The organism is Aquabacterium parvum (assembly GCF_001447195.1).
Lineage (GTDB): Bacteria > Pseudomonadota > Gammaproteobacteria > Burkholderiales > Burkholderiaceae_C > Aquabacterium > Aquabacterium parvum.
Map to the genome: position 1 here is coordinate 45,895 of NZ_LFRI01000100.1, position 23,419 is coordinate 69,313.

General features: G+C 67.1%; 20 protein-coding genes. 5 read left to right on the top strand and 15 right to left on the bottom strand.

The annotated features are described in order from the left end of the window. Positions 1-3 precede the first annotated feature (3 nt). From ABG80_RS03465 to minC, 4 genes are all read right to left on the bottom strand, one after another. Entirely contained in the window at positions 4-771 is a 768-nt protein-coding gene (locus ABG80_RS03465; RefSeq protein WP_058086383.1) for a ParA family protein, read from the bottom strand. A gap of 177 nt (positions 772-948) precedes the next feature. Continuing rightward, the gene (gene minE / locus ABG80_RS03470; RefSeq protein WP_058086451.1) at positions 949-1,209 is read right to left on the bottom strand and encodes a cell division topological specificity factor MinE; all 261 of its coding nucleotides are present in this window, start codon (positions 1,207-1,209) and stop codon (positions 949-951) included. Positions 1,210-1,214: 5 nt separating this feature from the next. Then, positions 1,215-2,030 carry a septum site-determining protein MinD gene (minD, locus tag ABG80_RS03475; RefSeq protein ID WP_058086384.1) on the bottom strand — a complete coding sequence of 272 codons (816 nt, stop codon included), beginning with the start codon at positions 2,028-2,030 and terminating at the stop codon, positions 1,215-1,217. Positions 2,031-2,053: 23 nt separating this feature from the next. Next, positions 2,054-2,815 carry a septum site-determining protein MinC gene (gene minC, locus ABG80_RS03480; protein ID WP_058086385.1) on the bottom strand — a complete coding sequence of 254 codons (762 nt, stop codon included), beginning with the start codon at positions 2,813-2,815 and terminating at the stop codon, positions 2,054-2,056. A 143-nt stretch (positions 2,816-2,958) separates the two neighbouring features. On the opposite strand from minC, the gene ABG80_RS03485 reads away from it, so the two are divergent. After that, positions 2,959-4,206, top strand: a complete 1,248-nt coding sequence (locus ABG80_RS03485; protein ID WP_058086386.1) for an MgtC/SapB family protein — start codon at positions 2,959-2,961, stop codon at positions 4,204-4,206. 31 nt (positions 4,207-4,237) lie between these two features. On the opposite strand, the gene ABG80_RS03490 is transcribed toward ABG80_RS03485, so the two are convergent. Beyond that, on the bottom strand, positions 4,238-6,826 hold the full coding sequence (locus ABG80_RS03490) for a YgiQ family radical SAM protein (protein ID WP_058086387.1): 2,589 nt from the start codon (positions 6,824-6,826) through the stop codon (positions 4,238-4,240). A gap of 279 nt (positions 6,827-7,105) precedes the next feature. On the opposite strand from ABG80_RS03490, the gene ABG80_RS03495 reads away from it, so the two are divergent. Continuing rightward, positions 7,106-8,095 (top strand): Tim44 domain-containing protein, encoded by a 990-nt coding sequence (locus ABG80_RS03495; protein ID WP_058086388.1) that lies wholly within the window; start codon positions 7,106-7,108, stop codon positions 8,093-8,095. Between the two features lie 161 nt (positions 8,096-8,256). Here the strand turns inward: ABG80_RS03495 and ABG80_RS03500 are convergent, their stop codons facing one another. Continuing rightward, complete coding sequence (locus tag ABG80_RS03500) at positions 8,257-8,568, bottom strand: high-potential iron-sulfur protein (protein WP_058086389.1); 312 nt, start codon at positions 8,566-8,568, stop codon at positions 8,257-8,259. A 138-nt stretch (positions 8,569-8,706) separates the two neighbouring features. Between ABG80_RS03500 and ABG80_RS03505 the strand changes: the two genes are divergently transcribed. Then, positions 8,707-9,726, top strand: coding sequence for a MerR family transcriptional regulator (locus tag ABG80_RS03505; protein WP_058086390.1), 1,020 nt, complete (start codon positions 8,707-8,709; stop codon positions 9,724-9,726). Next, positions 9,723-10,442 carry an SDR family NAD(P)-dependent oxidoreductase gene (locus ABG80_RS03510; RefSeq protein ID WP_058086391.1) on the top strand — a complete coding sequence of 240 codons (720 nt, stop codon included), beginning with the start codon at positions 9,723-9,725 and terminating at the stop codon, positions 10,440-10,442. The genes ABG80_RS03505 and ABG80_RS03510 overlap by 4 nt, the downstream gene beginning before the upstream one ends. On the opposite strand, the gene ABG80_RS03515 is transcribed toward ABG80_RS03510, so the two are convergent. Continuing rightward, positions 10,443-12,308, bottom strand: a complete 1,866-nt coding sequence (locus ABG80_RS03515) for an ABC transporter ATP-binding protein (RefSeq protein WP_058086392.1) — start codon at positions 12,306-12,308, stop codon at positions 10,443-10,445. Between the two features lie 95 nt (positions 12,309-12,403). After that, positions 12,404-13,318, bottom strand: coding sequence for a polyphosphate kinase 2 (gene ppk2 / locus ABG80_RS03520; protein ID WP_058086393.1), 915 nt, complete (start codon positions 13,316-13,318; stop codon positions 12,404-12,406). 131 nt (positions 13,319-13,449) lie between these two features. Here ppk2 and ABG80_RS03525 point away from each other — a divergent pair, with 131 nt between their 5' ends. Then, positions 13,450-14,331, top strand: coding sequence for an acyltransferase (locus tag ABG80_RS03525; RefSeq protein WP_235513737.1), 882 nt, complete (start codon positions 13,450-13,452; stop codon positions 14,329-14,331). A gap of 47 nt (positions 14,332-14,378) precedes the next feature. Here the strand turns inward: ABG80_RS03525 and ABG80_RS03530 are convergent, their stop codons facing one another. From ABG80_RS03530 to ABG80_RS03560, 7 genes are all read right to left on the bottom strand, one after another. Next, positions 14,379-15,344 (bottom strand): HD-GYP domain-containing protein, encoded by a 966-nt coding sequence (locus tag ABG80_RS03530; protein WP_160322421.1) that lies wholly within the window; start codon positions 15,342-15,344, stop codon positions 14,379-14,381. Positions 15,345-15,492: 148 nt separating this feature from the next. Then, on the bottom strand, positions 15,493-16,215 hold the full coding sequence (locus tag ABG80_RS03535) for a hypothetical protein (protein WP_058086396.1): 723 nt from the start codon (positions 16,213-16,215) through the stop codon (positions 15,493-15,495). Next, entirely contained in the window at positions 16,212-16,970 is a 759-nt protein-coding gene (locus ABG80_RS03540) for a class II aldolase/adducin family protein (protein WP_058086452.1), read from the bottom strand. The genes ABG80_RS03535 and ABG80_RS03540 overlap by 4 nt, the downstream gene beginning before the upstream one ends. Before the next feature lie 82 nt (positions 16,971-17,052). Further along, complete coding sequence (locus ABG80_RS03545; protein ID WP_058086397.1) at positions 17,053-18,630, bottom strand: AMP-binding protein; 1,578 nt, start codon at positions 18,628-18,630, stop codon at positions 17,053-17,055. Between the two features lie 52 nt (positions 18,631-18,682). Beyond that, positions 18,683-21,076 (bottom strand): sensor domain-containing diguanylate cyclase, encoded by a 2,394-nt coding sequence (locus ABG80_RS03550; RefSeq protein WP_058086398.1) that lies wholly within the window; start codon positions 21,074-21,076, stop codon positions 18,683-18,685. A gap of 273 nt (positions 21,077-21,349) precedes the next feature. Beyond that, complete coding sequence (locus tag ABG80_RS03555; protein ID WP_058086399.1) at positions 21,350-23,008, bottom strand: acyl-CoA synthetase; 1,659 nt, start codon at positions 23,006-23,008, stop codon at positions 21,350-21,352. A gap of 139 nt (positions 23,009-23,147) precedes the next feature. Continuing rightward, complete coding sequence (locus ABG80_RS03560; protein WP_058086400.1) at positions 23,148-23,417, bottom strand: RNA-binding S4 domain-containing protein; 270 nt, start codon at positions 23,415-23,417, stop codon at positions 23,148-23,150. Positions 23,418-23,419 lie beyond the last annotated feature (2 nt).

Here is a 23,419-nt window from a genome sequence, read left to right on the forward strand (position 1 = left end):
TTTTCAGGGTTTGAGTTGCTGGTGCAGTGCCACCAGCTCCTGACTGAGTTTGTGGCGCGCATCCAGGTGGATCATCGGCCGTGACAATTGATGGGATTCTTTGATTTTGACCGAGGCGCTCAGGTAGGGTTGCAGCACGGGCAGGCCTTCGTCGATCAATTCCTGGACCAGTTTTTGGGGCAGCGTGGCCCTTGGTTGAAATTGGTTGACCACGATGCCGGAAACCTTCAGCTCCTCGTTGTGGTCGGCGCGAATTTCCTGGACGTTGTCCAGCAGGGTGTACAGCGCCCGGCGCGAAAAGTCATCGCAATCAAAGGGAATCAGGCAACCTTGCGCCGCAATCAGAGCCGAGCGCGTGTAGAAATTCAAGGCGGGCGGGGTATCGACGTAAATTCTGTCGTACGTCTGGCCGATTTCCTCCAGCGCGTCCCTGAGCTTGTAGATTTTGTATCGGGACTCGAGTTTGGCGTGCAACTCGTCCAGCGAGGGGTGCGAGGGCAGCAGGTCGAGGTTTTCCCAGGGCGTGGCGACGATGTGGTCGTGGATGTCGCTGGGCTTGGCCGTGAAGCGCAGGGTTTGCTCGAAGAAGGCGGCGGCGCTGCGGCTGGCGTCCTCGGCGGGCGCGCCTTGCAGGTAGTGGCTGGAGTTGCCCTGCGGGTCCAGGTCGACCAACAGCGTGCGCAGGCCTTCGGCTGCGCTGATGGCGGCCAGGTTGCAGGCGATCGTCGACTTGCCGACGCCACCCTTCTGGTTGAAAACGACGTAGCGCATGGTGACCTGCCCCTCGCAAAATGGTTGCCTGGTTGGCATTGTGCACTGCAACAAGCGCGAAGCCGGCCGTCTCTCTGGCGAGACAGGCCGGCTTCGGTTTGGGGGCGCCTGGCGGGCAGCTTGTCGTGGGCGGCCGCAGTCGCCTTCGCGGTCGCGAGGGCAGGCGGCGCGGGCCGCTCAGCGCCCGGCTTCGGGCAGCTCGATCTTGACTTCCAGCACCTCGAGGTCGCCCTGGCGTTCCATGGCCACCTTGATGTCGTCCGGGTTGATGGAGACGTACTTGGAAATCACGGCCACCAGTTCCTTTTGCAGGTCGGGCAGGTAGCTGGGGCTGTGGCTGCGGCCGTTGCGCTCGTGCGCCAGGATGAGCTGCAAGCGCTCCTTGGCGACCGAGGCCGTCTGCTTCTTTTCACCGAGGAAGAAGGAGAGGAATCCCATGGCGTTCACTTGCCTCCGAACAGGCGCTTGAAGAACCCGGGCTTCTCGGCGTCGATGAAGCGCAGGGGCTTGTCCTGGCCCAGGAATCGGTCGATGACGTCGCTGTAGGCCTCGGCGACGTCGGTGCCCTTCATGTGGATGGTCGGGATGCCCTGGTTGGAGGCGTTGAGCACGGTCTCCGATTCGGGGATCACTCCGATCAGCTTGACCTTGAGGATGTCATAGACGTCGTCCAGGGACAGCATCTGCCCGCCTTCGACCCGGTTGGGGTTGTAGCGGGTGATCAGCAGGTGCTCCTTGATGGGCTCGCCGCCTTCTTGCGCGCGCTTGGTCTTGCTGCTGAGCATGCCCAGGATGCGGTCGGAGTCGCGAACCGAGGAGACCTCGGGGTTGGTCACCACCACGGCCTCGTCGGCGAAGTGCATGGCCATGAGCGCACCGGTTTCGATGCCGGCGGGCGAGTCGCAGACGACGTACTCGAAGCCCATGTCACCCAGGTCCTTGAGGACCTTCTCGACGCCTTCTTGCGTCAGGGCTTCCTTGTCACGCGTTTGCGAGGCGGCCAGGATGAACAGGTTCTCGCACTGCTTGTCCTTGATGAGGGCCTGGTTGAGGTTGGCCTCGCCGTGGATGACGTTGATGAGGTCGTAGACCACGCGGCGCTCGCAACCCATGATCAGGTCGAGGTTGCGCAGGCCGACGTCGAAGTCGATGACGGCCGTCTTGTGGCCGCGCAGGGCCAGGCCCGAGGCGAAGGAGGCGCTGGTGGTCGTCTTGCCAACGCCCCCTTTGCCGGAGGTCACGACGATGATCTTGGCCATGGGAGGGCGGTCCTTTCAGTGGATCAGGTAGAAATCGGTTCGAACACCAGGCGGTCGCCGTCGAGGCGGATCTGCGCCGATTTGCCGCGCACGTTGTCGGGCAGCGGGTTGTCGGTGGTGCGGTAGGTGCCGGCGATGGACAGCAGCTCGGGCTCCATCACGGTGGCGAAGATGCGCGCCTGGGCGTTGCCCTTGGCGCCGGCGATGGCCTTGCCGCGCAGGGGCGCATACACGTGGATGCTGCCGTCGGCGATGACCTCGGCGCCGTGGTTGACGACCGCCGTGATGACCAGGTCGCCGCCTTTGGCGTAGAACTGCTGGCCCGAGCGCAGCGGCTTGTCGAGCACCACGGTGCTGGCGGCCACCGGCACTTCGACTTCAACGGGCACTTCGACGCGCACTTCGCGGACGACTTCTCGCACCACCTCGATGGTTTCGACGCGGGCGGGCGAGGCCACGCTGTCGGGCGCTTCGACCAGGCCTGCGGCCCGTGCGGCTTCGCCCTGCTTGCGGGTGGCGCCGCGCACGGCGATCGGCTTGAGTTTGTATTGGCCCAGCAGTTTGATCAGGGCCGGGAAGTCGATGGCGACATCGAGGCTGGCCAGGTGGGTCAGGTCGATGACCAGGGGCTCGCCGTCGAAGAGGTCGGGCGTGGCGCCAAAGCGGTCTTGCAGGGCTTGGGCCAGCGTCGTCAGGTTGCCGGTTTTCAGCAGGAAGGCTTCCAGCGTCAGCGAAGCGCTCTTGAGGTCGAACAAGGCGGAAGCGTTGGCGGCAGGGGCGTTCATGAACAGCGGCGCTGGTAAAACGTGAAGTTTAAGGCAGCGCAAGGGTGCTTCCGGGGCGCGGACATGCCTTCGTCGGATACTTGGACTCAGGGCGGACCCGAGGTTTGTGGGTTGGCTGGCCACGAGAAAGGACTGGGCAAGGCATGGTGGGGCTCGAATCGTTGTCGGGCGTGCAGACAGGGTTGATCGTGGCCCTGGGGGCGGGGTTGCTGATCGGTGTCGAGCGCGAGCGCCGCAAGGGGCAGGGTGCTGATCGGCACTCGGCCGGTTTGCGCACCTTCGTGGTTGCGGCTTTGGTCGGGGCGGTCGGGCAGGTGCTGTCGCCGGTGGTGGCTGCGGTGGTGCTGGTGGCGGTGTCCGGGTTGGCGGGTCTGTCCTACTGGCGTTCGCGCTCCGACGACCCTGGCTTGACCACGGAGTTGGCCTTGATCGCGACGACGCTCATCGGGATGCTGGCGGTACCGCAGCCCGAACTGGCGGCTGCGTTGGCGGTGGTGCTGGCCGGGGTGCTCGCCCTGAAGGCGCGCCTGCACCGTTTCGCGACCGACTGGCTCAGCGAAGCCGAGTTGCACGATGGCTTGCTGCTGTCTGCGCTGGCGTTGGTGTTGCTGCCCCTGTTGCCCGCAGAGCCGATCCGCTGGCTGGGGCACCTCTCGCCTCGGCGGGTGCTCATGCTGGTGGTGGTGATCCTGACGATGCAGGCCGCATCGCACCTGGCTCAGCGGCTGTTGGGGCCGCGCGCGGGGGTGCCGATGGCGGGACTGCTGGGCGGCTTCGTCTCCAGCACGGCCACCATCAGCGCCCTGGGCAGCCAGGTGCGCAGCGGCGAGGTGCCGCTCAGGCTGGCATGGTGTGGCGGGGTGCTGTCCACGGCGGCGACCTGGTTGCAGGCCTGGTTGATCGGCGCGGTGCTGGCGCCGAATCATGTGTTCGAGATGGCAAGCCTGGCGCTGATGGGGACTGCGGTGCCTTGTGTGATCGGGCTGGCTCTTTGGCGACGCCAGTCGGGGGGCGCGTTGGTGCAGGCGAGCATGGACGGGCCAGTGCTGCGCTTGAAAGAGGCGCTGCAGGTCAGCGGCTTGCTGGTGCTCGGGGCGCTGCTGGTGCAATGGGCCCATGCCTGGAGCGACACGGGCTTGTTGATCGGGGTGGCGATCGCGGCCATTGCCGATGCGCACGCGCCCGTGGCTGCGCTGTGGGGCATGCGCGATGGTGGCGGGCTGTCTGCCGACGAGCTGCTGCATGGCACTCTGGTGGCCGTCAGCGTGAACGCCGGCACGCGCACCATCGCTGCCTGGGCGGCAGGGGGCGCGCGTTACGCGACGGGCATCGGTGCCGCTTTCGCTTTGAGCTTGGCCGTGGTCTGGGGCTGGGGCGCGCTCACACCCTGAGCCAGGGCTGTGGTGCTGGTTCTGGTTGCCCTCAGCGCGGTTTGGGCTTTTTGCGCGCAGGCCCGGTGCCAGCCCGTGGCGGCAGCCCGGTGTGCTGCGTGAGCACCTGGCCTGGTTTGGGCCTGCGCGAGCTGACCTGCGGCAGGTCCCGCGGGTCATGTTCCGCCTGCTTGCCCCCGCGTCGCGAAGGCGCAGGCTCGTTCGACCCGCCGCGCGCCACGCGCCCCACCGTCACCACCGAGGTCTTGGTGCCGGCCTTGGTCGAGTTCTTGCGGCGAGCGCTTTCGTACGTACCGTCGGTGGCCGGCTGGTAGGTCGGGATCAGGTGGTGCGGCCCGTTGCCGATCAGGTCGCGGCGGCCCATGGCCATCAGGGCTTCGCGCAGCAGCGGCCAGTTGTTGGGGTCGTGGTAGCGCAGGAAGGCCTTGTGCAGGCGACGGCGCTTCTCGCCCTTGACGATGTCCACGCGCTCGCCCTTGCGGGCATCGCGGCTGATGCCTTTGAGCGTGTTGAGCCCCGAGTGGTACATGGCGGTGGCCGTGGCCATGGGGCTGGGGTAGAAGGTCTGCACCTGGTCGGCCTTGAAGCCGTTGCGCTTGAGCCAGATGGCCAGGTTCATCATGTCTTCGTCGGTGGTGCCCGGGTGGGCCGCGATGAAGTAGGGGATCAGGTACTGCTTCTTGCCGGCCTCGGCGCTGAACTTTTCGAACAGCTCCTTGAAGCGGTCGTACGCGCCCATGCCGGGCTTCATCATCTTCGACAGCGGCCCTTGTTCGGTGTGCTCGGGCGCGATCTTGAGGTAGCCGCCGACGTGGTGGGTCACCAGCTCTTTGATGTACTCCGGTGAGCGCACGGCCAGGTCATACCGAAGCCCCGAGCCGATCAGGATCTTCTTGATGCCGGGCAGGGCGCGCGCACGGCGGTACATGCGGATCAGCGGGCCGTGGTCGGTGTTGAGGTTGGGGCAGATGTCCGGGTAGACGCACGAGGGCTTGCGGCAGGCGGCCTCGATGACGGGCGACTTGCAGCCGATGCGGTACATGTTGGCCGTGGGGCCACCCAGGTCGGATATGACGCCGGTGAAGCCCTTGACCTGGTCGCGGATGGCCTCGATCTCGCGCAGCACCGAGCCTTCGGAGCGGCTCTGGATGATGCGGCCTTCGTGCTCGGTGATGGAGCAGAAGGTGCAGCCGCCGAAGCAGCCGCGCATGATGTTCACGCTGAAGCGGATCATGTCCCACGCGGGGATTTTGTCGTCGCCATAACCGGGGTGGGGCGCGCGCGCGTAGGGCAGGTCGAACACCAGGTCCATCTCGGGTGTGGTCAGCGGGATGGGCGGCGGGTTGATCCAGACCTCGCGGGCGCCGGGGCCTTCGCCGTGGCGCTGTACCAGGGCGCGCGCGTTGCCGGGGTTGGTCTCCAGGTGCAGCACGCGGTTGGCGTGGGCGTAGAGCACGGCGTCTTGCGACACGGCTTCGAAGGAAGGCAGGCGGATGACGGTGCGATCACGTGGGGGCAGCACGAACTTGCCGCTGCGGTTGGCGTTGGCGTCGTGGTGGCTGGTCGCGGGCGCTTCCAGCTCGTCGGCGTCTTCGTGGGCGTGGGCATGTACCGGCGCCGCGTTTTCAGCGGCGACCTCGGCGGTGGCGACGGCTGTCAACGCTGCATCGATCGGGGCTGCCTTTCGCTTGAGCGCCGGATTGGGAACGAGCTTGATCGGCTTGACTTCGCTGCCCAGCCGATTGCCTTTGCCGCTGGGCTTGAGCGGGTCAAATGCCCCGGCGTCTTCCAGCGCGCAGCTTTGGCCCTGTTCGGCCGCCGCCTCGGACATGCCCATGTAGGGGTTGATGTGCTGGTCGATGCGGCCTGGGCGGTCGACCTCGGTGGAGTCGAGCTCGAACCAGCCCTGGGCCGTCGGGTCGTTGCGGCGGCGGATGAAGGCGGTGCCGCGCACGTCGGTGATCTGCTCGATGGGCTCGCGCGCGGCCAGGCGGTGCGCCACCTCGACGATGGCTCGCTCGGCGTTGCCATACAGCAGCAGGTCGGCCTTGCTGTCGGTGAGCACGCTGCGGCGCACCTTGTCGGACCAGTAGTCGTAGTGGGCGATGCGGCGCAACGAGGCCTCGATGCCGCCCAGCACCACCGGCACGCCAGGGAAGGCCTCGCGGCAGCGCTGCGAGTAGACGGTGGCGGCTCGGTCGGGGCGTTTGCCACCCACGCCGCCGGGGGTGTAGGCGTCGTCGCTGCGCAGTTTGCGATCAGCCGTGTAGCGGTTGATCATGGAGTCCATGTTGCCGGCCGTCACGCCCCAGAACAGGTTGGGTTTGCCCAGGGCTTTGAAGGGCTCGGCGCTGGTCCAGTCGGGCTGGGCGATGATGCCCACGCGAAAGCCCTGGTTCTCGAGCATGCGGCCGATGACGGCCATGCCGAAGCTGGGGTGATCGACGTAGGCGTCGCCCGAGACGATGACGATGTCGCAGCTGTCCCAGCCCAGCACATCCATTTCGGCGCGGGTGGTGGGCAGGAACTTGGCCGGCCCGAAGCGCTTGGCCCAAAAGGGCTTGTAGCTGCTCAGCGGTTTGGCCTGAGGGGAGGGCGGGGCGACGGTCAGTTGGGGCATGGGGGTGACGCAGGTGGGGCGTCGGCAGACAACCCGACATTGTCGCCTGGGTGGGCGTCGAGCGGGCGTGAGGATCCCCCAGGCCAGGCGGGGTCTTGTTGGGAGCTCACCGTGTCCGCTTGACCAGTTTGATGACCGAAACCGCGATGCCTGCCCCAGGGTAGGCGGGTTGTTTTTTGTAAAGCCGATGTTTCAAGGCCCTGCGGCCCGTGCGCGCGATGGGCCTGCGCCGCACAATGTTCATGTGTCCGATTCGCCCAAGAAAGGGGCTTTCCAACGATGATCCGTCAGCGCATCACCAGTGTCTTTGCTTCTTTCGCCGTCGCCCTGGCCGGCGTCACCCTGTCGGTGGCCCCGATCGAGTCCGAGGCCAAGCGCCTGGGCAGCGGCCGCGCCTCCGGCATGCAGCGTCAGATGCCTGCCAAGCAGGCCGACAGCTCGCCGCCGGCGCAAAACGCCACGCCCAACCAGGCCGGCAAGCCGGCTCAGGCCGCACCGGCCAACGCAGCGGCCCCCGCCGCCGCCCAGCCCGCCAAGCGCTCCTGGATGGGCCCGATCGCCGGCCTGGCCGCAGGTTTGGGTCTGGCCGCTCTGGCCAGCCACCTCGGATTTGGTGAAGAGCTCGCCAATTTCATGATGATGGCCTTGCTCGGCGTGGTGGCCATGGTTGCCATCGCCTGGGTCGTGCGCCGCATGCGTGGTGCGCAGCCGGCCGGTCCGCAACTGGCGGGTGCGGGCGCGCCCTTCCAGGGGACGCCTGCTTCGGCCGGTCTGGCCGGGTCGCAGCAGGCCATGGGCTCGTCCATGGCGCGTGAGGCGCATGGGGTCTTCGGCGGTGGTCAGGCGAACGGCGCCTCGGCTGCCGGCTTCGGCGCGGCTGCAGCTTCTGCCCGCCCTGAAGGCTTTGACGCCGATGGCTTCACCCGCATCGCCAAGATGATCTTCATCCGCCTGCAAGCCGCCAACGACGAGGCCAACCTCGACGACCTGCGCAAGTTCACCACGCCGGAGCTGTTCGCATCGCTGCGCCTGGACTTGCAGGAGCGTGGCCAGTCCGCCCAGCAAACCGATGTCATGCAGCTCGATGCCGAGCTGGTCGACACGGCCCAGGAAAACGGCCAGTGGGTGGCTTCGGTGCGCTTCAGTGGCCTGATCCGCGAGGAAGTGGGCCAGGGCGCCGAGCCGTTCAACGAACTGTGGCACCTGGTCAAACCGCTCGATGGCGGCCGCGAATGGGCGATTGCCGGCATCACGCCGCTGCAAGCCTGAGCCGTTTGACGGCATGACGCAGCGTGGCTTTGGCCACGCCCGCTCCAGCACCATTGAAAAAGCCCGTCCGGCGTGAGCCGGACGGGCTTTTGCTTTGGCGTCGTTGCTGGTTGCGACTCACCAGCCGGTGTGGGGCCGGCCGGCCATCGCAACACCGAGCCTCAGGCCTTCTTGGCCCAGGCCTGGCACCAGCCCTTGCCAGCAACCTGCTTGCCACCCAGCAGCGGGCAAACGCCCCAGGCGTCCTTGCCTTGGTAGAACTGGCAGTTGGCGCAGTTGTTGCCGGCCTTGTACTGAGGGTACTTCTTGGCGTCGACCTTGGTGGCGTCGTGCTTGTAGCCAAGGCCCACGGCGGCGGGGTCCTTTTCATCGACCTTGGCGGCCTGGGCGTGGGCACTGGTCATGCCGGTGACAGCGCCCAGGGCGGCTGCGGCCGGGACGATGGTCATGATGAATTGACGGCGACTGGTCATGGTGGGTTCTCCGTGGTGGGGGAAAAGAAAAGGCGTTGAACTGCCTTTGACGTATTTTTGTCCGGTTTGTGCTGGCCTGTCTGAGGTCAAATCAGCTTCGTTGGGGTCAAACCTGATTCAACTGACCGGAGTCTAGAAATGGCTGAAGCACAAGATCTCGGCGACGCAACGTTGCCACGTTATCGCAGCAGCGCGGCTGCCAGGATGGTGAACATCCCGGTGGCCACTTTGCGCGTGTGGGAGCGACGCTACAGCGTGGTGGGCCCCTCTCAGGCGCCCTCCGGACACCGACTGTATTCCAGCCAGGATGTCCGGCGCTTGGTGTTGATCAAGCAAATGGTGAACAAGGGCCACGCCATCAGCATGTTGGCCAGGCTGGAAACCCATCAGCTGCAAGACCTGGCCAGCGAGGCAGAACAAGCCGAGGCCGCCGTGACGACGGGGCAGGTCATGACGCCTGTGCGCTCACCTGGCTCGGCCAGCGCCGAGGAGGTGCGGCTGCTGTTGGTGGGGCATGGCGCGGGCGCCCGCTGGACGGAGTCCCTGCGTGGCCTGCAGGGCGTGCGGGTGATCGGTGCGTTGGACGAGAGCGCGGCTTCGGAGATGGCCGCTCAGCAAATGAGGGCCGACCTGATCCTGGCGGACCTCGGCTCTGTGCACATGGAGTCGGTGGACTGGCTGGGGCGGCTGATGCGGCACGTGGGCGCCAGGCAGATGATCGTCATCCACGGTTTTGCCAACTCTCAGGTGCTCGAGGCCTTGCGGGCCCGGGCGGCGGTTTTGCGGCGCTCGCCGCTGCACCCTGATGAATTCAGGCAGACCGTCCTGGAGGCGGTGCGAGGGTGGTTCAGCGTGGGCCAGGCCCTGCAAGCCTTGCCTGACCCGGCGCCCGCGCCGCGTTTTGACAGCGCTGACCTGGTCATGCTGATTGCCCAGATGCCGAAGGTGGCCTGCGAATGCCCCAAGCACCTGGCCGAACTCATCACCTTGCTGGGGCAGTTCGAGACCTACAGCGCCGATTGCGAGAGCCGCCAACCGGCGGACGTGGCCCTGCACGCTTACCTCTACCGCATCGCTGGCCATGCCCGGGCCATGATGGAGGAGGCTTTGGCGACCGTGGCCATCGCAGAAGGCGTGAGCCTGCCGAGGTCGGCATGAGCAGCGCCGCCGATCCGCGCGGGTTGGTGCTCGTCATCGGAGCCAGCGGTGGGCTGGGGGGGGCCTTTGTGGAAGCGGCGGCGCAGCGTTGGCCTCAGGCCGAGGTCATGGCCTTGTCGCGCCAATCAACGCCAGCGCTCGACTTGCTGGACGAAGCCTCGCTGCGGGTGTGCGCCCAGGCGGTGCAGGCACGCCTGCATGAAACCGGTCGATCGCTGGACTTGGTGATCGATGCGACCGGTTGGTTGCATGGCAATGGCTGGATGCCCGAGAAGAGCTGGCGCCAACTCGATCCGGCTCACCTGGCCCACCAGTTCGCGGTCAACGCCACCGGGCCCGCGCTGCTGATGAAGCACTTCCTGCCGCTGTTGCCCAGGCAGCAGCGAGCGGTGTTCGCGACCTTGTCTGCCAAGGTGGGCAGCATCGGTGACAACCGGCTGGGAGGTTGGTGGGGCTACCGCGCTGCCAAGGCCGCGCTCAACCAGTTCGTGCGCACGGCAGCCATCGAGCTCGCTCGAAGCCACCCGCAGGCCATTTGCGTGGCCCTGCACCCGGGCACGGTCGACACGGCGCTGTCGCAGCCCTTCTCGCACACAGGCCTGACGGTGCGCTCGCCAGCCGAGGCGGCCGAGCGCTTGCTGGCGGTCATCGACGGCCTGGGTACCGGGCACACGGGCGGGTTCCTGGACCACACCGGTGAGCCTTTGCCTTGGTGATCAGACTGCGCCCGCCGCGAGGGGGGCAGGTTCGCCGTCGTCCTCTTCGATGAGGAAGCCACCACTTTGGTGGGCCCAAAGGCGCGCATACAAGCCGCCCTTGGCCAGCAGCGAGGCGTGGTCGCCCTCTTCGACGATGCGGCCTTGGTCCATGACGATGAGGCGGTCCATGGCCGCGATGGTGGACAGGCGGTGCGCCACGGCCACCACGGTCTTGCCCTCCATGAGTTTGTAGAGGCTGCCCTGGATGGCGGCCTCGACCTCGGAGTCGAGCGCGCTGGTGGCCTCGTCGAGCAGCAGGATGGGCGCGTCCTTGAGCATGACGCGGGCGATGGCGATGCGCTGACGTTGCCCGCCGGAGAGCTTGACGCCGCGCTCGCCCACGTGGGCCTCGAAGCCGTGACGGCCGTGTGGGTCGGTCAGCGTGTGGATGAAGTCGATCGCTTCGGCGCGTTCGGCCGCGCGGACCATGTCGGCATCGCTGGCGTCGGGCCGACCGTAGAGGATGTTGTCGCGCACGGAGCGGTGCAGCAGGGAGGTGTCCTGCGTGACCATGCCGACCTGTGCACGCACGCTGTCTTGCTGCACCTGCGAGATGTCCTGCCCGTCGATCAGCACGCGGCCCGACTCGACGTCGTAGAAGCGCAGCAGCAGGTTGAGGATGGTGGTCTTGCCCGCGCCGGAGCGGCCGACCAGGCCGATTTTTTCGCCGGGGCGGATGCGCAGGTTCAGGCCGTCGATGACGGTGCGCTGGCCGCCGTAGCTGAAGCGCAAGTTGTCGAAGTGCACCTCGCCTTGGCTCACCTTCAGCGCGGGTGCGCCGGGGCGGTCGAGCACGGTGTGGGGCTTGGAGAGCGTGTTGATGCCGTCCTGCACGGTGCCGATGTGCTCGAACAGCGAAGCCATCTCCCACATCATCCAGTGCGAGATGCCGTTCAGGCGCAGGGCCATGGCGGTGGCCGCCGCCACGCCGCCGATGCCCACCTGACCTTGCGTCCACAGCCACAGGGCCACGCCCGAGGTCGACAGGATCAGCAGCATGCTCAGCGTGTGGTTGACCACCTCGAAGCCGGTGACCAGGCGCATTTGGCCGTGCACGGTTTTCATGAAGTCCTGCATGGCCGAGCGGGCGTAGCCGGCCTCGCGGTTGGCGTGCGAGAACAGCTTGACGGTGGTGATGTTGGTGTAGGCGTCGGTGACGCGGCCAGTCATCAGCGAGCGGGCGTCGGCCTGGCTGCGCGCGGCGCGGCTCAGGCGCGGCACGAACCAGCGCACGGCGAGGGCATAGAGCGCCAGCCAGCTCAGGAAGGGAGCCATCAGCAGCAGGTCGAAGCCGCCGACCACGGCCGTCATCGTGAAGAAGTAGATGACGACGAAGACGAGGATGTCACCCAGGATGAAACAGGTGTCGCGCACGGCCAGCGCGGTCTGCATGACCTTGGCGGCCACGCGGCCGGCGAACTCGTCCTGATAAAAGCTCAGACTCTGGCTGAGCATCAGGCGGTGAAAGACCCAGCGCAGGCGCATGGGGAAGTTGCCAGCCAGCGTCTGGTGCTTGAGCGTGGTGTGCAGCCAGACGATCAGCGGGCTGGCCATGAGGATCGCGGCCAGGGCCAGCAGGTGGCCTTCGGTGTTCTCCCAGAACTTGCCTGGCGGCACGTTCGAGAGCCGCTCGACGATGCCGCCCATCATGTTGAAGAGCAGGGCTTCGAAGGCGCCGATGCTGGCGGTCAGCAGCGTCATGGCCAGCAGCCATGGGCGCATGCCCTGGGTGCCGGCCCAGACGAAGGCCATGAAGCCTTTCGGTGGGGGACTGGGGGGCGTCTCGGGGTACGGGTCGACTCGGGTTTCGAACCAGCTCAGCACAGGGGGCTCCGCAAAAGGCGTGTAACCCGCCAGCGTAACGCGTTTGGCGAATGCGTGCCCGGGCCAAGTGAACCAGGCGGGTTCACCGTGGGCCCTCAGTAAACGTCCGGCACGTGCATCGAGGCGGGCACCGAGTTGCGGATGTAGTCTTCGCGGCGCTCGCGCGGGGGCAGGTGCACCGGCTCGTGCTCGACCTCGTGGTAGTCGAACTGCGACAGCAGGTGGTGGATGCAGTTCAGTCGGGCGCGCTTTTTGTCGACGGCCTGCACCACCCACCAGGGCGCCTCGGGGATGTGGGTGCGCTCGAGCATCACCTCTTTGGCGCGGGTGTAGTCCTCCCAGCGGCGGCGGCTCTCCAGGTCCATGGGGCTGAGCTTCCACTGCTTGAGCGGGTCGTTGATGCGGGCAATGAAGCGCGCGCTCTGCTCTTCGTCGGAGATGGAGAACCAGTACTTGATGACGCGGATGCCGCTGCGCACCAGCATCTTTTCGAACTCGGGCACGGAGCGGAAGAACTCTTCGAGGTCTTCGTCGGAGCAAAAACCCATGACGCGCTCGACGCCGGCGCGGTTGTACCAGCTGCGGTCGAACAGCACGATCTCGCCTGCCGCGGGCAGGTGGGCCACGTAGCGCTGGAAGTACCACTGCGTTTTTTCGCGGTCGTTGGGGGCGGGCAGGGCGGCCACGCGGCACACGCGCGGGTTCAGGCGCTGGGTGATGCGCTTGATGGCGCCGCCCTTGCCTGCGGCGTCGCGGCCTTCGAAGAGCACCACCACGCGCTCGCCGGTGTGCACCACCCAGTCCTGCAGCTTGACCAGCTCGCCCTGCAGGCGAAAGAGCTCACGGAAGTACAGGCGGCGCAGTTCCTGCTGCTCGCTGGGGCGCCCGGCCTGCTGGTCGATGAATCGGTCGTCGAGCTCTTGCTCCAGCTCCTCGTCGTAGCTGTCGAGGATGTCGTCCTGCAGGCGGCGAAGCAGTTCGGGGTCGAGGGGGGGCAGGGGCTGGTCCATGGCGGATTTCGGGTGTGGGCAACGCAACTGGCGAGCTTGACAGGTGTGTGTGACAGCCCGGCGACAGGGAGCATCGTGCGAATTGCTGCACATCTGTGCACATAATTCGGGTGTTTCAACCGAGGGGCTCGATGCCCCTTTTGCCCATGAATGCCCTCAAGGCCCTGTTCGCCAGCCTGGTGCTGCTGATCAACACGCTGTTCCACATCTCTTTCCTGCTGCCGCTGGCGCTGGTCAAGCTGGTGCTGCCCTTTCGGGTCGTGCGCCGCGTGATCGACGCGGTGCTCAGCGCCTTCGCCGAGAGCTGGATCGGGGTCAACAAGTTCTGGATGAACGCGGTGGGGCGCACGCGCTGGCAGGTCTCGGGCGTCGATGGCCTGCGTTACCGCGGCTGGTACCTGGTGAGCTGCAACCACCAGAGTTGGGTCGACATCCTGGTGCTGCAATGGGTGTTCAACCGCAAGATCCCGCTGCTCAAGTTCTTCATCAAGCACGAGCTGATCTACGTGCCGATCATGGGTCTGGCCTGGTGGGCGCTCGATTTCCCCTTCATGAAACGCCGTGGTGGCGCCTCGGCTCAGAAAGACCTGGAGACCGCGCGCAAGGCCTGCGAGAAATTCAAGGTCATCCCGACCTCGGTGATCAGCTTCATGGAAGGCACACGCCACACGCCGGACAAGCACGCGCAGCAGAAGTCGCCCTACAGGCACCTGCTCAAGCCCAAGACGGGTGGCGTGGGCATGGCCCTGGAGACCATGGGCGAGCTGTTCGATGGCATGGTGGACGTGACCATCGTGTACCCGGGCGGGGTGCCGACCTTCATGGACCTGATGACGGGCCGGATCCCGGAGGTGATCGTCCGGGTTCAGACGCGACCGATCCCCAAGGAGCTGCTGGTGAACGACCAGGGGCAGGCGGCCGACCGCGCGGTGCTGCAGCGCTGGATCAATGGCCTGTGGGAAGAAAAGGACGCCGAGATCGCGCAGATCAAGGCGGGCTTGACGTCACGCTGAGGGCTTGAGGGCGTCAGGTGTGACACGGCCGCTCTCGCCGGCGGGTTTCAGCAAAGCGCCAGCACCTGCCGCATGTCCAGGCGGTGCGCCCACTCGTTGGCCTCGTGCACCATGGTGATGGCCAGGTTGGTGTCGTGGGTCTGCACGCGGGCCAGGGGGGCCCACCGCCCGTCGCCGGTGTCTTGCAGGATGACGACCACGGGCAAGCCGAGGTCCGTGCCGCGTCGCACGGCCACCGCCTCCTGACCGCTGGACAAATGCACCAGGGTGCCGGGTGGGTACAGGCCCATCTCGCGCGTCAGCGTGGCGCCGAAGTAGTTGGCGCTGCGCTCGCGAAAGATCTGCGTGGCAGCCTGGGGCGACTGCATCACGCTGCGGCCCACGCGCGGCGCCATCTTGGCGCTGTAGACGTCACAGGTGCGCAAGGCGTCGGCCAGCAGGCTGACCTGGGTCATGCCGGCGGGGTAGCCCTTGCCATCGGCCTGCTCGTGGTGCTGCAGCACGGCCTGCAACCAGTCTTCGTCGGTGACCCCCAGTTCGCGCAGGCGCTGCACGCTGGCTTGCGGGTGGGCGTGGATGTCGGCGCGCTGGATCAGGCTCAGGGGCTCGGTTTGCAGCGCCAGGGCCGATTGCAGCGCGGTGATGGACAGGTTCATCGTCAGGCCGGCTTGCACGGCGCTGAAGGACAGCGTCGGGCTCCAGTCGCGGCGACGGGCGACCAGGGCCAGCAGCATGGCCGTGTGCACCGCATGCAGCACACCGTAGCGCAGCAGCTTGTCAGGGGTGTCGTGCACCATGAAGGCGATGGCGACGTCGGCGTCTTGCTGGCACAGGTTGAGCACCGTGCGTGCGCAGGTTTCGATGGATGGCCCGAATTGGGCTTGATCAAACGGGGCTGCGAGCAATGGCTCCAGCCGATCGGTGAGGTCTTGCCAGCCTTGCCAGCAGGTCAGGGCGTGGGTCAGGGGCGCCGGCTCGGCGGACGTCGGCGACAGGAGGGGCTGTGCCTGCACGGGTGTCTCCATCGGGGTGATGAAGCGACGATAAGGCAAGCCTGCCTTCGCGTGGCGATGCCAGCCAGGCAGGCAAGCGAGGCGGCGTGATGCTTCTCACGAGGGTGGGCGACCGAACGCCCGTTTGACACGCGGGTTTGACCCCCGATCAGGGCGCCGGAGGCTGGCTGGCAGCCAGCGGTGCGTTCAGTCGCTCGAAAGCCGCCGGGGCCACGTACTGCAGCAGCTCCTTGCCCTCCGAGTCGAGGATCACGTCCAGTCCCTTGTCGGGGTAGAGGAAGTGCTCCAGGTGGCCGTTGCTTTTCACGCGGCGCGCCGGTTGACCGAAGCGGGCCAGGATCGCATCGACGTCCAGGCGCGCCTGCGGGATGAAACTCAAGGAGGCGATCGGGGCCTTCAGGGCCAGGGCCTCGTCTTCGGGCGACAGCGTGTACTTGCGCGTGGCGCTCTCCATGAAGTCGCTCTTGAGGGCGCGTTCGCGCAGGCCTTTGAGCGCGTCGTTCTCGAGTTTCGCCGTGACCACGAGCTTGCCGCTGACGAAGCCCAGCTGGGCCGGGTCCACGAAGGCTTCGAGCGAGCCGGCTTCACCCGGCGCCGCGATGATGGCGACCTGCACTTCGGCGCCAAAGAGGCGTCGCACGTCGGCCAGCGTGCTGGCGTCGGGCCCGCTGGACAGCGTCAGGCCCATGACGCGGCTGCTGCCGTCGGAGCGCGCCTCGATCTGCCAGGGCAAGCCAGGAGCGGGTTCGGCGCCTGCGGTCTGGCTGTCCTGATGAGGCGGCGCCTTCATGCGATCGCCGCCGACCACCACCAGCGTGCCCAGCAGCAGCGAACCGGCGACCATGCCGGCCAGGATGGCGACCTTGTTCATGCGCGCCAGCCCGTGTCGACGCGGTCGAGCTTGCGGATCAGCGCGGGCCACACGAAGGCGCCGCCCATGCCGCCGGTCTGCACCTTCATGGCGTGAGCCACGCCTTGCACGATTTGCGGGTTGACCTCGGTCAGTGGCACACCGCCGCTTTGCGCGGCCAGCTGAATCTGGCAGGTGCTCTCGAAGATGTACATGTGCAGGAAGGCGTCGGCGATGGTGCGGCCCACGGTGAGCAGGCCGTGGTTGCGCAGCATGAGGAAGTTCTTGTCGCCCAGGTCGGCTTGCAGGCGCGGCTTCTCGTCTTCGCGGAAGGCCACGCCTTCGTAGTCGTGATAGGCCAGCGAAGCCAGCACGAAGGTGCTTTGCTGAGAGATGGGCAGCACGCCAGCCTGCTGGGCCGAGACGCCCACGCCGGCACGCGTGTGGGTGTGCAGCACGCAGCCCGCGTCTTCGCGCACGGCGTGGATGGCGCTGTGGATGGTGAAGCCGGCCGGGTTGACGGGGAAGGGCGAGTCAGAGAGCTTGTTGCAGTCCTGGTCGACCTTGACGAGGCTGGAGGCGGTGATCTCGTCGAACATCAGCCCGTAGGGGTTGATGAGGAAGTGGTGCTCGGGGCCGGGGATGCGCGCCGAGATGTGGGTGAAGACCAGGTCGCTCCAGCCGTGCAGCGCCACCAGGCGGTAGGCGGCGGCGAGGTCCAGGCGCAGTTGCCACTCTTCAGGGCTGACCTGTGCTTGCAGCGATGGGGTGTTCAAGTTGTTCTCCTCATGGTGGCGCCGGCCCTTCTCTTGGCGAGGGTCCGGTGCGGCGGTGCTGGGGATTTTGGCAGGCCTGGCTTCAGGAGCCGGTGCGCGCTTGTGTCGGCTGAGCCTCATCGGCGAACGCATCGGCATGCCGTTGGCGCAGCAGGTTCTTCTGCACCTTGCCCATGGCGTTGCGCGGCAGCTCGTCGGTCACGAAGATGCGCTTGGGGCACTTGTAGGCCGAGAGTTGCTCGCGCATGGCTCGGATCACCTCGGCCTCGTCGAGCACGTGGCCAGGCTGGGTGGTGAGCACGGCCACCACGCCTTCGCCGAAGTCGGGGTGGGGCACACCAATGACGGCGGACTCGGTCACGCCGGGCAGGCGGTCGAGCAGGCCTTCCACCTCGGCCGGGTAGACGTTGAGGCCGCCGGTGATGACGAGGTCCTTGGCGCGGCCAACCAGGTGCACGCGGCCATCGTCGTCGATGCGGCCAACGTCGCCGGTGCGGAACCAGCCGTCGGGCGTGAAGGCCTCGGCCGTCTTCTCCGGCATGCCGAGGTAGCCGACGAAGACGTTGGGTCCGTGGACTTCGACATGGCCGGTCTGGCCTTTGGCCAGCGCCGCACCTTCGTCATCGACGATGCGCAGCTGGGTACCCGGCAGGGGCTTGCCAACGCTGCCCGCCATGCGCGTGCCTTCGCGGCTGCGGCAGGGGTTGGAGCACAGCATGCCGGTCTCGCTCATGCCGTAGCGCTCGAGGATGGTGTGGCCGGTGCGCGCCTGGAAGGCTTCGAAGGCGGCGGGCAGCAAGGGCGCCGAGCCGCTGATGAACAGGCGCATGCCTTGCACCGTTTCATGGTTGAGCTGCGCTTGCGCGAGCAGGCGGCCATACATGGTGGGCACGCCCATGAAGAGCGTGGCCTGCGGCGCGCTGCGATCGGCGATGTGCTGGAGCACTTGCGCCGGCTGGAACGCATCGAGCCAGCGCATGGGCGTGCCCGAGAGCAGCGCGCAGTGGCAGGCCACGAACAGGCCGTGGATGTGGAAGATGGGCAGGGCATGGACCAGGCAGTCGTCGTGGCGCCAGTCCCAGTGGCGCAGCAGGGTGCGCGCGTTGCTCAGCAGGTTGCCGTGCGTGAGCATGGCGCCTTTGCTGCGGCCGGTGGTGCCCGAGGTGTAGAGGATGGCGGCCAGGTCGCCTTCATGGCGGCTCGCAGGTTCGTGCACATCGCTGTGCAGGCCGGCGTGGGTCAGCAAGCTGCCATTGCCTTGCGTGCCCAGCGTGAAGAGGTGGCCGACCTGCCCGTGCGCGGCCAGCGGGATCACCCATTCCTGGTCTTCGGGGCGGCACACCAGCACGGCGGGGCGGGCGTCTTCCAGGAAGTAGCCCAGCTCGGCCGAGCGGTAGGCCGGGTTCAGTGGCAGGAAGACGGCGCCGCAGCGCAAGGTGGCCAGGTACAGCACCAGCGACTCGACCGACTTGTCCACGTGCGCGGCCACGATGGGCGGGTGACCGTTGCGCTGCGGCAGGTGCAGGCTCTCCAACAGGTTGGCCACCATGGCCGTGGCGCGGTCCAGGTCGTCCCAGCTCCAGGTGCCTCGCTCGGTCAGGATGGCGGCGTCCTGGCGCGTGACGGGCCAGGCGCTGTGCAGCGCGGTGAACAGGTTCATGGTCGTTTCCGGGGCTGGGTCGGCGCGGGTTGCGCCAGGCCGTTACGGTAACTCAAGCCGCGTCGTTCGCCGCGCGCGGTGCGGGTGGGGTGGTGCCGGGGTCCAGGTCGTGGCGGTGCAGGTGGATGCGGTTGCGGCCCAGGCGCTTGGCCGTGTAGAGGGCCTCGTCGGCCTGGGCCATCATGGCGTCGATGCCGTGGTGCTCTGGGCGCCATTGCACGGCACCGATGCTCACGGTGGCGCGAATGCTGTGCGCGCCAACCTCGATGAGGCGCACGTCCAGCGAGGCGCGCACGCGCTCCAGCGCATGCATGGCCTCGTCCTGCGGCGTGTTGCTCAGCAGCACCGCGAACTCTTCGCCGCCGATGCGAGCGGCCGTGTCGCTGTCGCGCAGTGACTCCCGCAGCACCTCTGCAAAGACCTTGAGCACGGCGTCACCAGCCGCGTGGCCATGCGTGTCGTTGATGTGCTTGAAGTGGTCCAGGTCCATCAAGGCCACGGTCAGCGGGCTGCCGTAGCGGCGCGTTTGGGCCAGGCCCGCATCGGCCACGTCGAAGAACTGGCGACGGTTGGCCAGGCCCGTGAGCGTGTCGCGGCTGGCCAGGCGCATGAGCTCGGCCTCGGCGGCTTCGCGGGCGGTCTCCTGCTCGCGGGCGTGAAAGAGCGTGCCCAGCGTCACCACCAGGGGTTCGAGCAACTGCACCAGGGTCTCGTCGAAATCTTCCGGGCGGTTGCCCAGTCCGATCATGCCCACCACCTGGTGATCGAAACGGATGGGCAGGCCCAGGAAGTTGCGCAGCTCGGCGCGGTGCTGGGGCAACTCGCCGGCCAAGGGGTGTCGCACCGGGTGGTTGATCAGCACCACCTCGTTGGTCGTGACCGCCTGGCCGAAGCAGCTGTCGAGCGCGCGCAACACGGCCGATTCGCGGCGTGGGGTGTCCACCAGCGGGTCGGTGAGCGTGTCGCGCCATTCGTTGTCGGACAGCGTGGGGATGCGCAGGTAGGGCCTGCCCTGGGTGTCGCGCTGCACGACGCCGATGAAGCCGAAGTGGCAGTCGCTGATGCGCAGCAGGGGCTCGAACAGCGCTTCGCAGGCCTCCTGCACGCTGCGGTTGAGCAGGAAGGAGGTTTGCGCCTGGTTGAGCAGGTCCAGCAGCTGGCGCTGGCGGTTGCGCAGGCCTTCCTTTTGTTTGTCCTCGGTGATGTCGATGAGGGTGCCGACCACCCGGCGCGGCTCGCCTCGGCGGTCGTGTTCGACCACCCGGCCGTGGCTGCGCACCCAGACGTGGTGACCGCGCTTGTGGCGGATGCGGTACTCGACCATGACGACGTCGTTGTCCCGGTCGCGGTAGCGCTCGCTGGCGCGTTCGATGGCCATGCGGTCGTGCGGGTGCACCAGGTCCATCCAGGCCAGCTGGCTGTGCTCGAGCTCGTCTTCTCGGTAGCCCAGCATGGCCGCGGCGCGTGTGTTGAGCAGGCGCTCTTGCGTGGCGAGGTTGAGGTCCCAGGTGCCGATGCGGGCCGATTCGAGCGCGAGGTAGAGGCGCTCTTTCGTCGATTCGATCGAGGACTCGAGCTGCTTTTGTCGCGTGAGGTCGAACAGGTAGCCACGGATGCGGCGCAGTCGGCCGTGTTCGTCTCGGTCGGCCTGGGTGACCTGGTTGATCCAGCGTGGGTGCCGGCCGCTGGTCTGCAGCCTGTAGCTGATTTCCAGCTCGGGCAGCTCGCCGACCTGGTGGCTGCTCAGGCCGGTGCGCCACAGCTCCTGGTCATCGGGGTGAACGATGGTCTCGAAGGGGCGACCGCTGCGCAACTCGCGCGCCAGGTGGTCGCCCAGCAGCGCGTCGAGGTTGGCAGACAGGTAGGTGGCGCGCGGTGGCGTGCCGGTGTCCCACACCACAGCGCCGACGGGGCCCTCGGCAAACAGGGTGCGTTCCTGGCGACTGAGCTGGCCTTCGCGGCGCTGCTGCAACTGGTCGTGTGCAAGCTCCGTGAAGCGCGCGAGTTGGGCCAGCTTGCGCTCGTCGAAATCATGACGGGGGCGCTGGTCGAGCACGGCCACGGTGCCCACCACCTGATCTTCAAACACCAGCGGCATGCCGGCGTAAAAGCGCAAGGGCGGCATGCGCTGGGTGACGAGCTCGAGGTCCGCGAAGCGCTCGTCGAGCCGCAGGTCGTGCGCGAGGATGGGGCGACCGCTGGCGATCACGTGCGCGCACAGGCTCTGCTCTCGCCGCCAATGCGTGTGCCGGGTGCCATGGTGGGCCTTGAACCACAGCGTGTCGCGGTCGAGCAGCGTGATCACGCACACCGGCACATCGAGCACCTCGGCGATGGTGGTGCTCAGGCGTTGCAAGGCGTCGTCCTGGCCGATCTCCAGCAGACCCAGGCTGTCGAGCACAGCCAGTCTCAGGTCTTCGTCCCGGGGCAGGGCGGCAGCGGGCATGCAACGTGACTCCGTCTGGGGTGAGCGTGAGCGGTGGCACGGTCGCGCCCAGGCCCAGACCTGCAACCTCCCGTGAAACCAACATGATGTTACAAGTGTCGGTGGGGGTTCGTGAGGGTCATCACGGGTTTTCGGCGGCGCAAGGGGCGCAAACGCCGGTGATTTCAGGGGGTGAACGATGGCCGCCCGTTTTGTTGACGGGCGGCGACAGACCGTGGCGTTGACGCCGCAGTCACGCTCGTGTCACGTCGGGCCGAACGGGTCGGCCCTGGCTCAGACGTCGATCGCGGCCGCCGAGCCGGCCTGTTTGCGCAGCTCGAACTTCTGGATCTTGCCGGTCGACGTCTTGGGCAGCTCACCGAACACCACCGCGCGCGGGATCTTGAAGCCAGCGAGGTGCTGACGGCAGTGCTGGACGATGTCTTCGGCCGTGACCTGGGCGCCGGCCTTGAGCTCGATGAAGGCGCAGGGCGTCTCGCCCCACTTCTCGTCGGGCTTGGCGACGACGGCCGCGGCCATCACGGCGGGGTGGCGGTAGAGCACGTCTTCGACCTCGATGGACGAGATGTTCTCGCCGCCCGAGATGATGATGTCCTTGCTGCGGTCCTTGATCTTGACGTAGCCGTCGGGGTACATCACGGCCAGGTCGCCGGTGTGGAACCAGCCGCCACGGAAGGCCTCTTCGGTGGCCTTGGGGTTCTTGAGGTAACCCTTCATCGTGATGTTGCCGCGGAACATGATCTCGCCCATGGTTTCGCCGTCGGCGGGCACGGGCTGCATGCTCAAAGGGTCCATCACGGCGATGCCGCGTTGCAGGTGGTAGTTCACGCCCTGGCGAGCGTTCAGGCGGGCGCGCTCGCCCACGTCGAGCAGGTCCCACTCGGCGTGCTTGACGCACACCGCCGCCGGCCCATAGATCTCGGTGAGACCATAGACATGGGTGAGGTCGAAGCCCATTTGCTCCATGCCTTCGATCATGGCCGCGGGTGGCGCGGCGCCGGCCACCATGGCCTTGACCTGGTGCGTGATGCCTTGTTTGAGTTCGGCCGGTGCCGCCACCATGGCCGCGTGCACGATGGGCGCGCCGCAATAGTGGGTCACGCCATGCGTGCGGATGGCATCGAAAATGGCCTTGGGGTCCACGCGGCGCAGGCAAACGTTGACGGCCGCGCGCGCCGCCACCGTCCACGGGAAGCACCAGCCGTTGCAGTGGAACATGGGCAGCGTCCACAGGTAGGTGGCGTGCTTGGGCATGTCCCATTCGAGGATGTTGGAGACAGCGTTCATGGCCGCGCCCCGGTGGTGGTAGACCACGCCCTTGGGGTTGCCGGTGGTGCCCGAGGTGTAGTTCAGGCTGATGGCGTTCCACTCGTCTTCGGGCATGTGCCAGTCGAAGTTGGCATCGCCCTCGGTCAGCAATTGCTCGTACGTCAGGCTGCCGATGCGCTCGGCCTTGCCAGTGAACAGCGCGTCTTCTGTGTCGATCACCAGGATGGGTTCGGGGCGCGTGCGCAGCTTGAGCGCGGCGGCGATGGTGCCGCTGAATTCGGGGTCGACCACGATGGCCTTGGCCTCGCCGTGGTCGAGCATGAAGGCGATGGCCTCGGGGTCAAGCCGGGTGTTGAGTGTGTTGAGCACCGCGCCGGCCATGGGGATGCCGAAGTGGGCTTCGACCATGGGAGGCGTGTTGGGCAGCATCACCGCCACCGTGTCGCCGATGGCGATGCCGCGTTGGCGCAGGGCGCTGGCGAGTCGGCGGCACCGGTCGTGGGTTTGCGACCAGGTCTGGCGCAGGCTGCCGTGCACGATGGCGAGTCGGTCCGGGTAGACGGCCGCCGTGCGCTCCAGGAAGCTCAGCGGGGTGAAGGGGGCGTGGTTGGCCGGGGTCTTGGGCAGGTCTTGCTCGTGGATGCGGGACGTCGTCTGGGACATGGGGGTTCTCCGTTGGTTCGGGCCCCTTGTGAGGGCCGCCGAAGATCCTGCCCCAGGGAAACCCTGGTCCGCATCGGGCCATTCCCCTGTGCCAAACGAGGACACAGGGAATTGTTTAACGCGTCTCGGTTGAGTGTGCTCAGCCCGCGTCGCTGGCGTCAGCCTCGCCTGGCCCGTCCGCCTCGACGGCTTCGACCCGGATGCGCGCACCCGGCATGCTCACCACCTGGCCGGCCCGGATCTTGGCTGTCTTGCGCAGCTCTTGCTGCCCATCGACCTGCACCAGGCCATCGGCCACCATGGCCTTGGCCTGCCCCCCGCTGTTGGCCAGGCCACAGGCCTTGATCAGGCTGTCGAGGGTGATGAATTCGCTGCGAAGCGGGAAGGTGATCTGCTGGAGACGGGTCATGG

Coding starts and splice junctions, on each gene's coding strand:
- ABG80_RS03525 (WP_235513737.1), top strand. CDS start 13,450: ATGCCCCTTTTGCCCATGAATGCCCTCAAGGCCCTGTTCGCCAGCCTG.
- ABG80_RS03505 (WP_058086390.1), top strand. CDS start 8,707: ATGGCTGAAGCACAAGATCTCGGCGACGCAACGTTGCCACGTTATCGC.
- ABG80_RS03560 (WP_058086400.1), bottom strand. CDS start 23,417: ATGACCCGTCTCCAGCAGATCACCTTCCCGCTTCGCAGCGAATTCATC.
- ABG80_RS03555 (WP_058086399.1), bottom strand. CDS start 23,008: ATGTCCCAGACGACGTCCCGCATCCACGAGCAAGACCTGCCCAAGACC.
- ABG80_RS03500 (WP_058086389.1), bottom strand. CDS start 8,568: ATGACCAGTCGCCGTCAATTCATCATGACCATCGTCCCGGCCGCAGCC.
- ppk2 (WP_058086393.1), bottom strand. CDS start 13,318: ATGGACCAGCCCCTGCCCCCCCTCGACCCCGAACTGCTTCGCCGCCTG.
- minE (WP_058086451.1), bottom strand. CDS start 1,209: ATGGGATTCCTCTCCTTCTTCCTCGGTGAAAAGAAGCAGACGGCCTCG.
- ABG80_RS03465 (WP_058086383.1), bottom strand. CDS start 771: ATGCGCTACGTCGTTTTCAACCAGAAGGGTGGCGTCGGCAAGTCGACG.
- ABG80_RS03545 (WP_058086397.1), bottom strand. CDS start 18,630: ATGAACCTGTTCACCGCGCTGCACAGCGCCTGGCCCGTCACGCGCCAG.
- minC (WP_058086385.1), bottom strand. CDS start 2,815: ATGAACGCCCCTGCCGCCAACGCTTCCGCCTTGTTCGACCTCAAGAGC.
- ABG80_RS03535 (WP_058086396.1), bottom strand. CDS start 16,215: ATGAACAAGGTCGCCATCCTGGCCGGCATGGTCGCCGGTTCGCTGCTG.
- ABG80_RS03495 (WP_058086388.1), top strand. CDS start 7,106: ATGATCCGTCAGCGCATCACCAGTGTCTTTGCTTCTTTCGCCGTCGCC.
- ABG80_RS03485 (WP_058086386.1), top strand. CDS start 2,959: ATGGTGGGGCTCGAATCGTTGTCGGGCGTGCAGACAGGGTTGATCGTG.
- ABG80_RS03550 (WP_058086398.1), bottom strand. CDS start 21,076: ATGCCCGCTGCCGCCCTGCCCCGGGACGAAGACCTGAGACTGGCTGTG.
- minD (WP_058086384.1), bottom strand. CDS start 2,030: ATGGCCAAGATCATCGTCGTGACCTCCGGCAAAGGGGGCGTTGGCAAG.
- ABG80_RS03510 (WP_058086391.1), top strand. CDS start 9,723: ATGAGCAGCGCCGCCGATCCGCGCGGGTTGGTGCTCGTCATCGGAGCC.
- ABG80_RS03490 (WP_058086387.1), bottom strand. CDS start 6,826: ATGCCCCAACTGACCGTCGCCCCGCCCTCCCCTCAGGCCAAACCGCTG.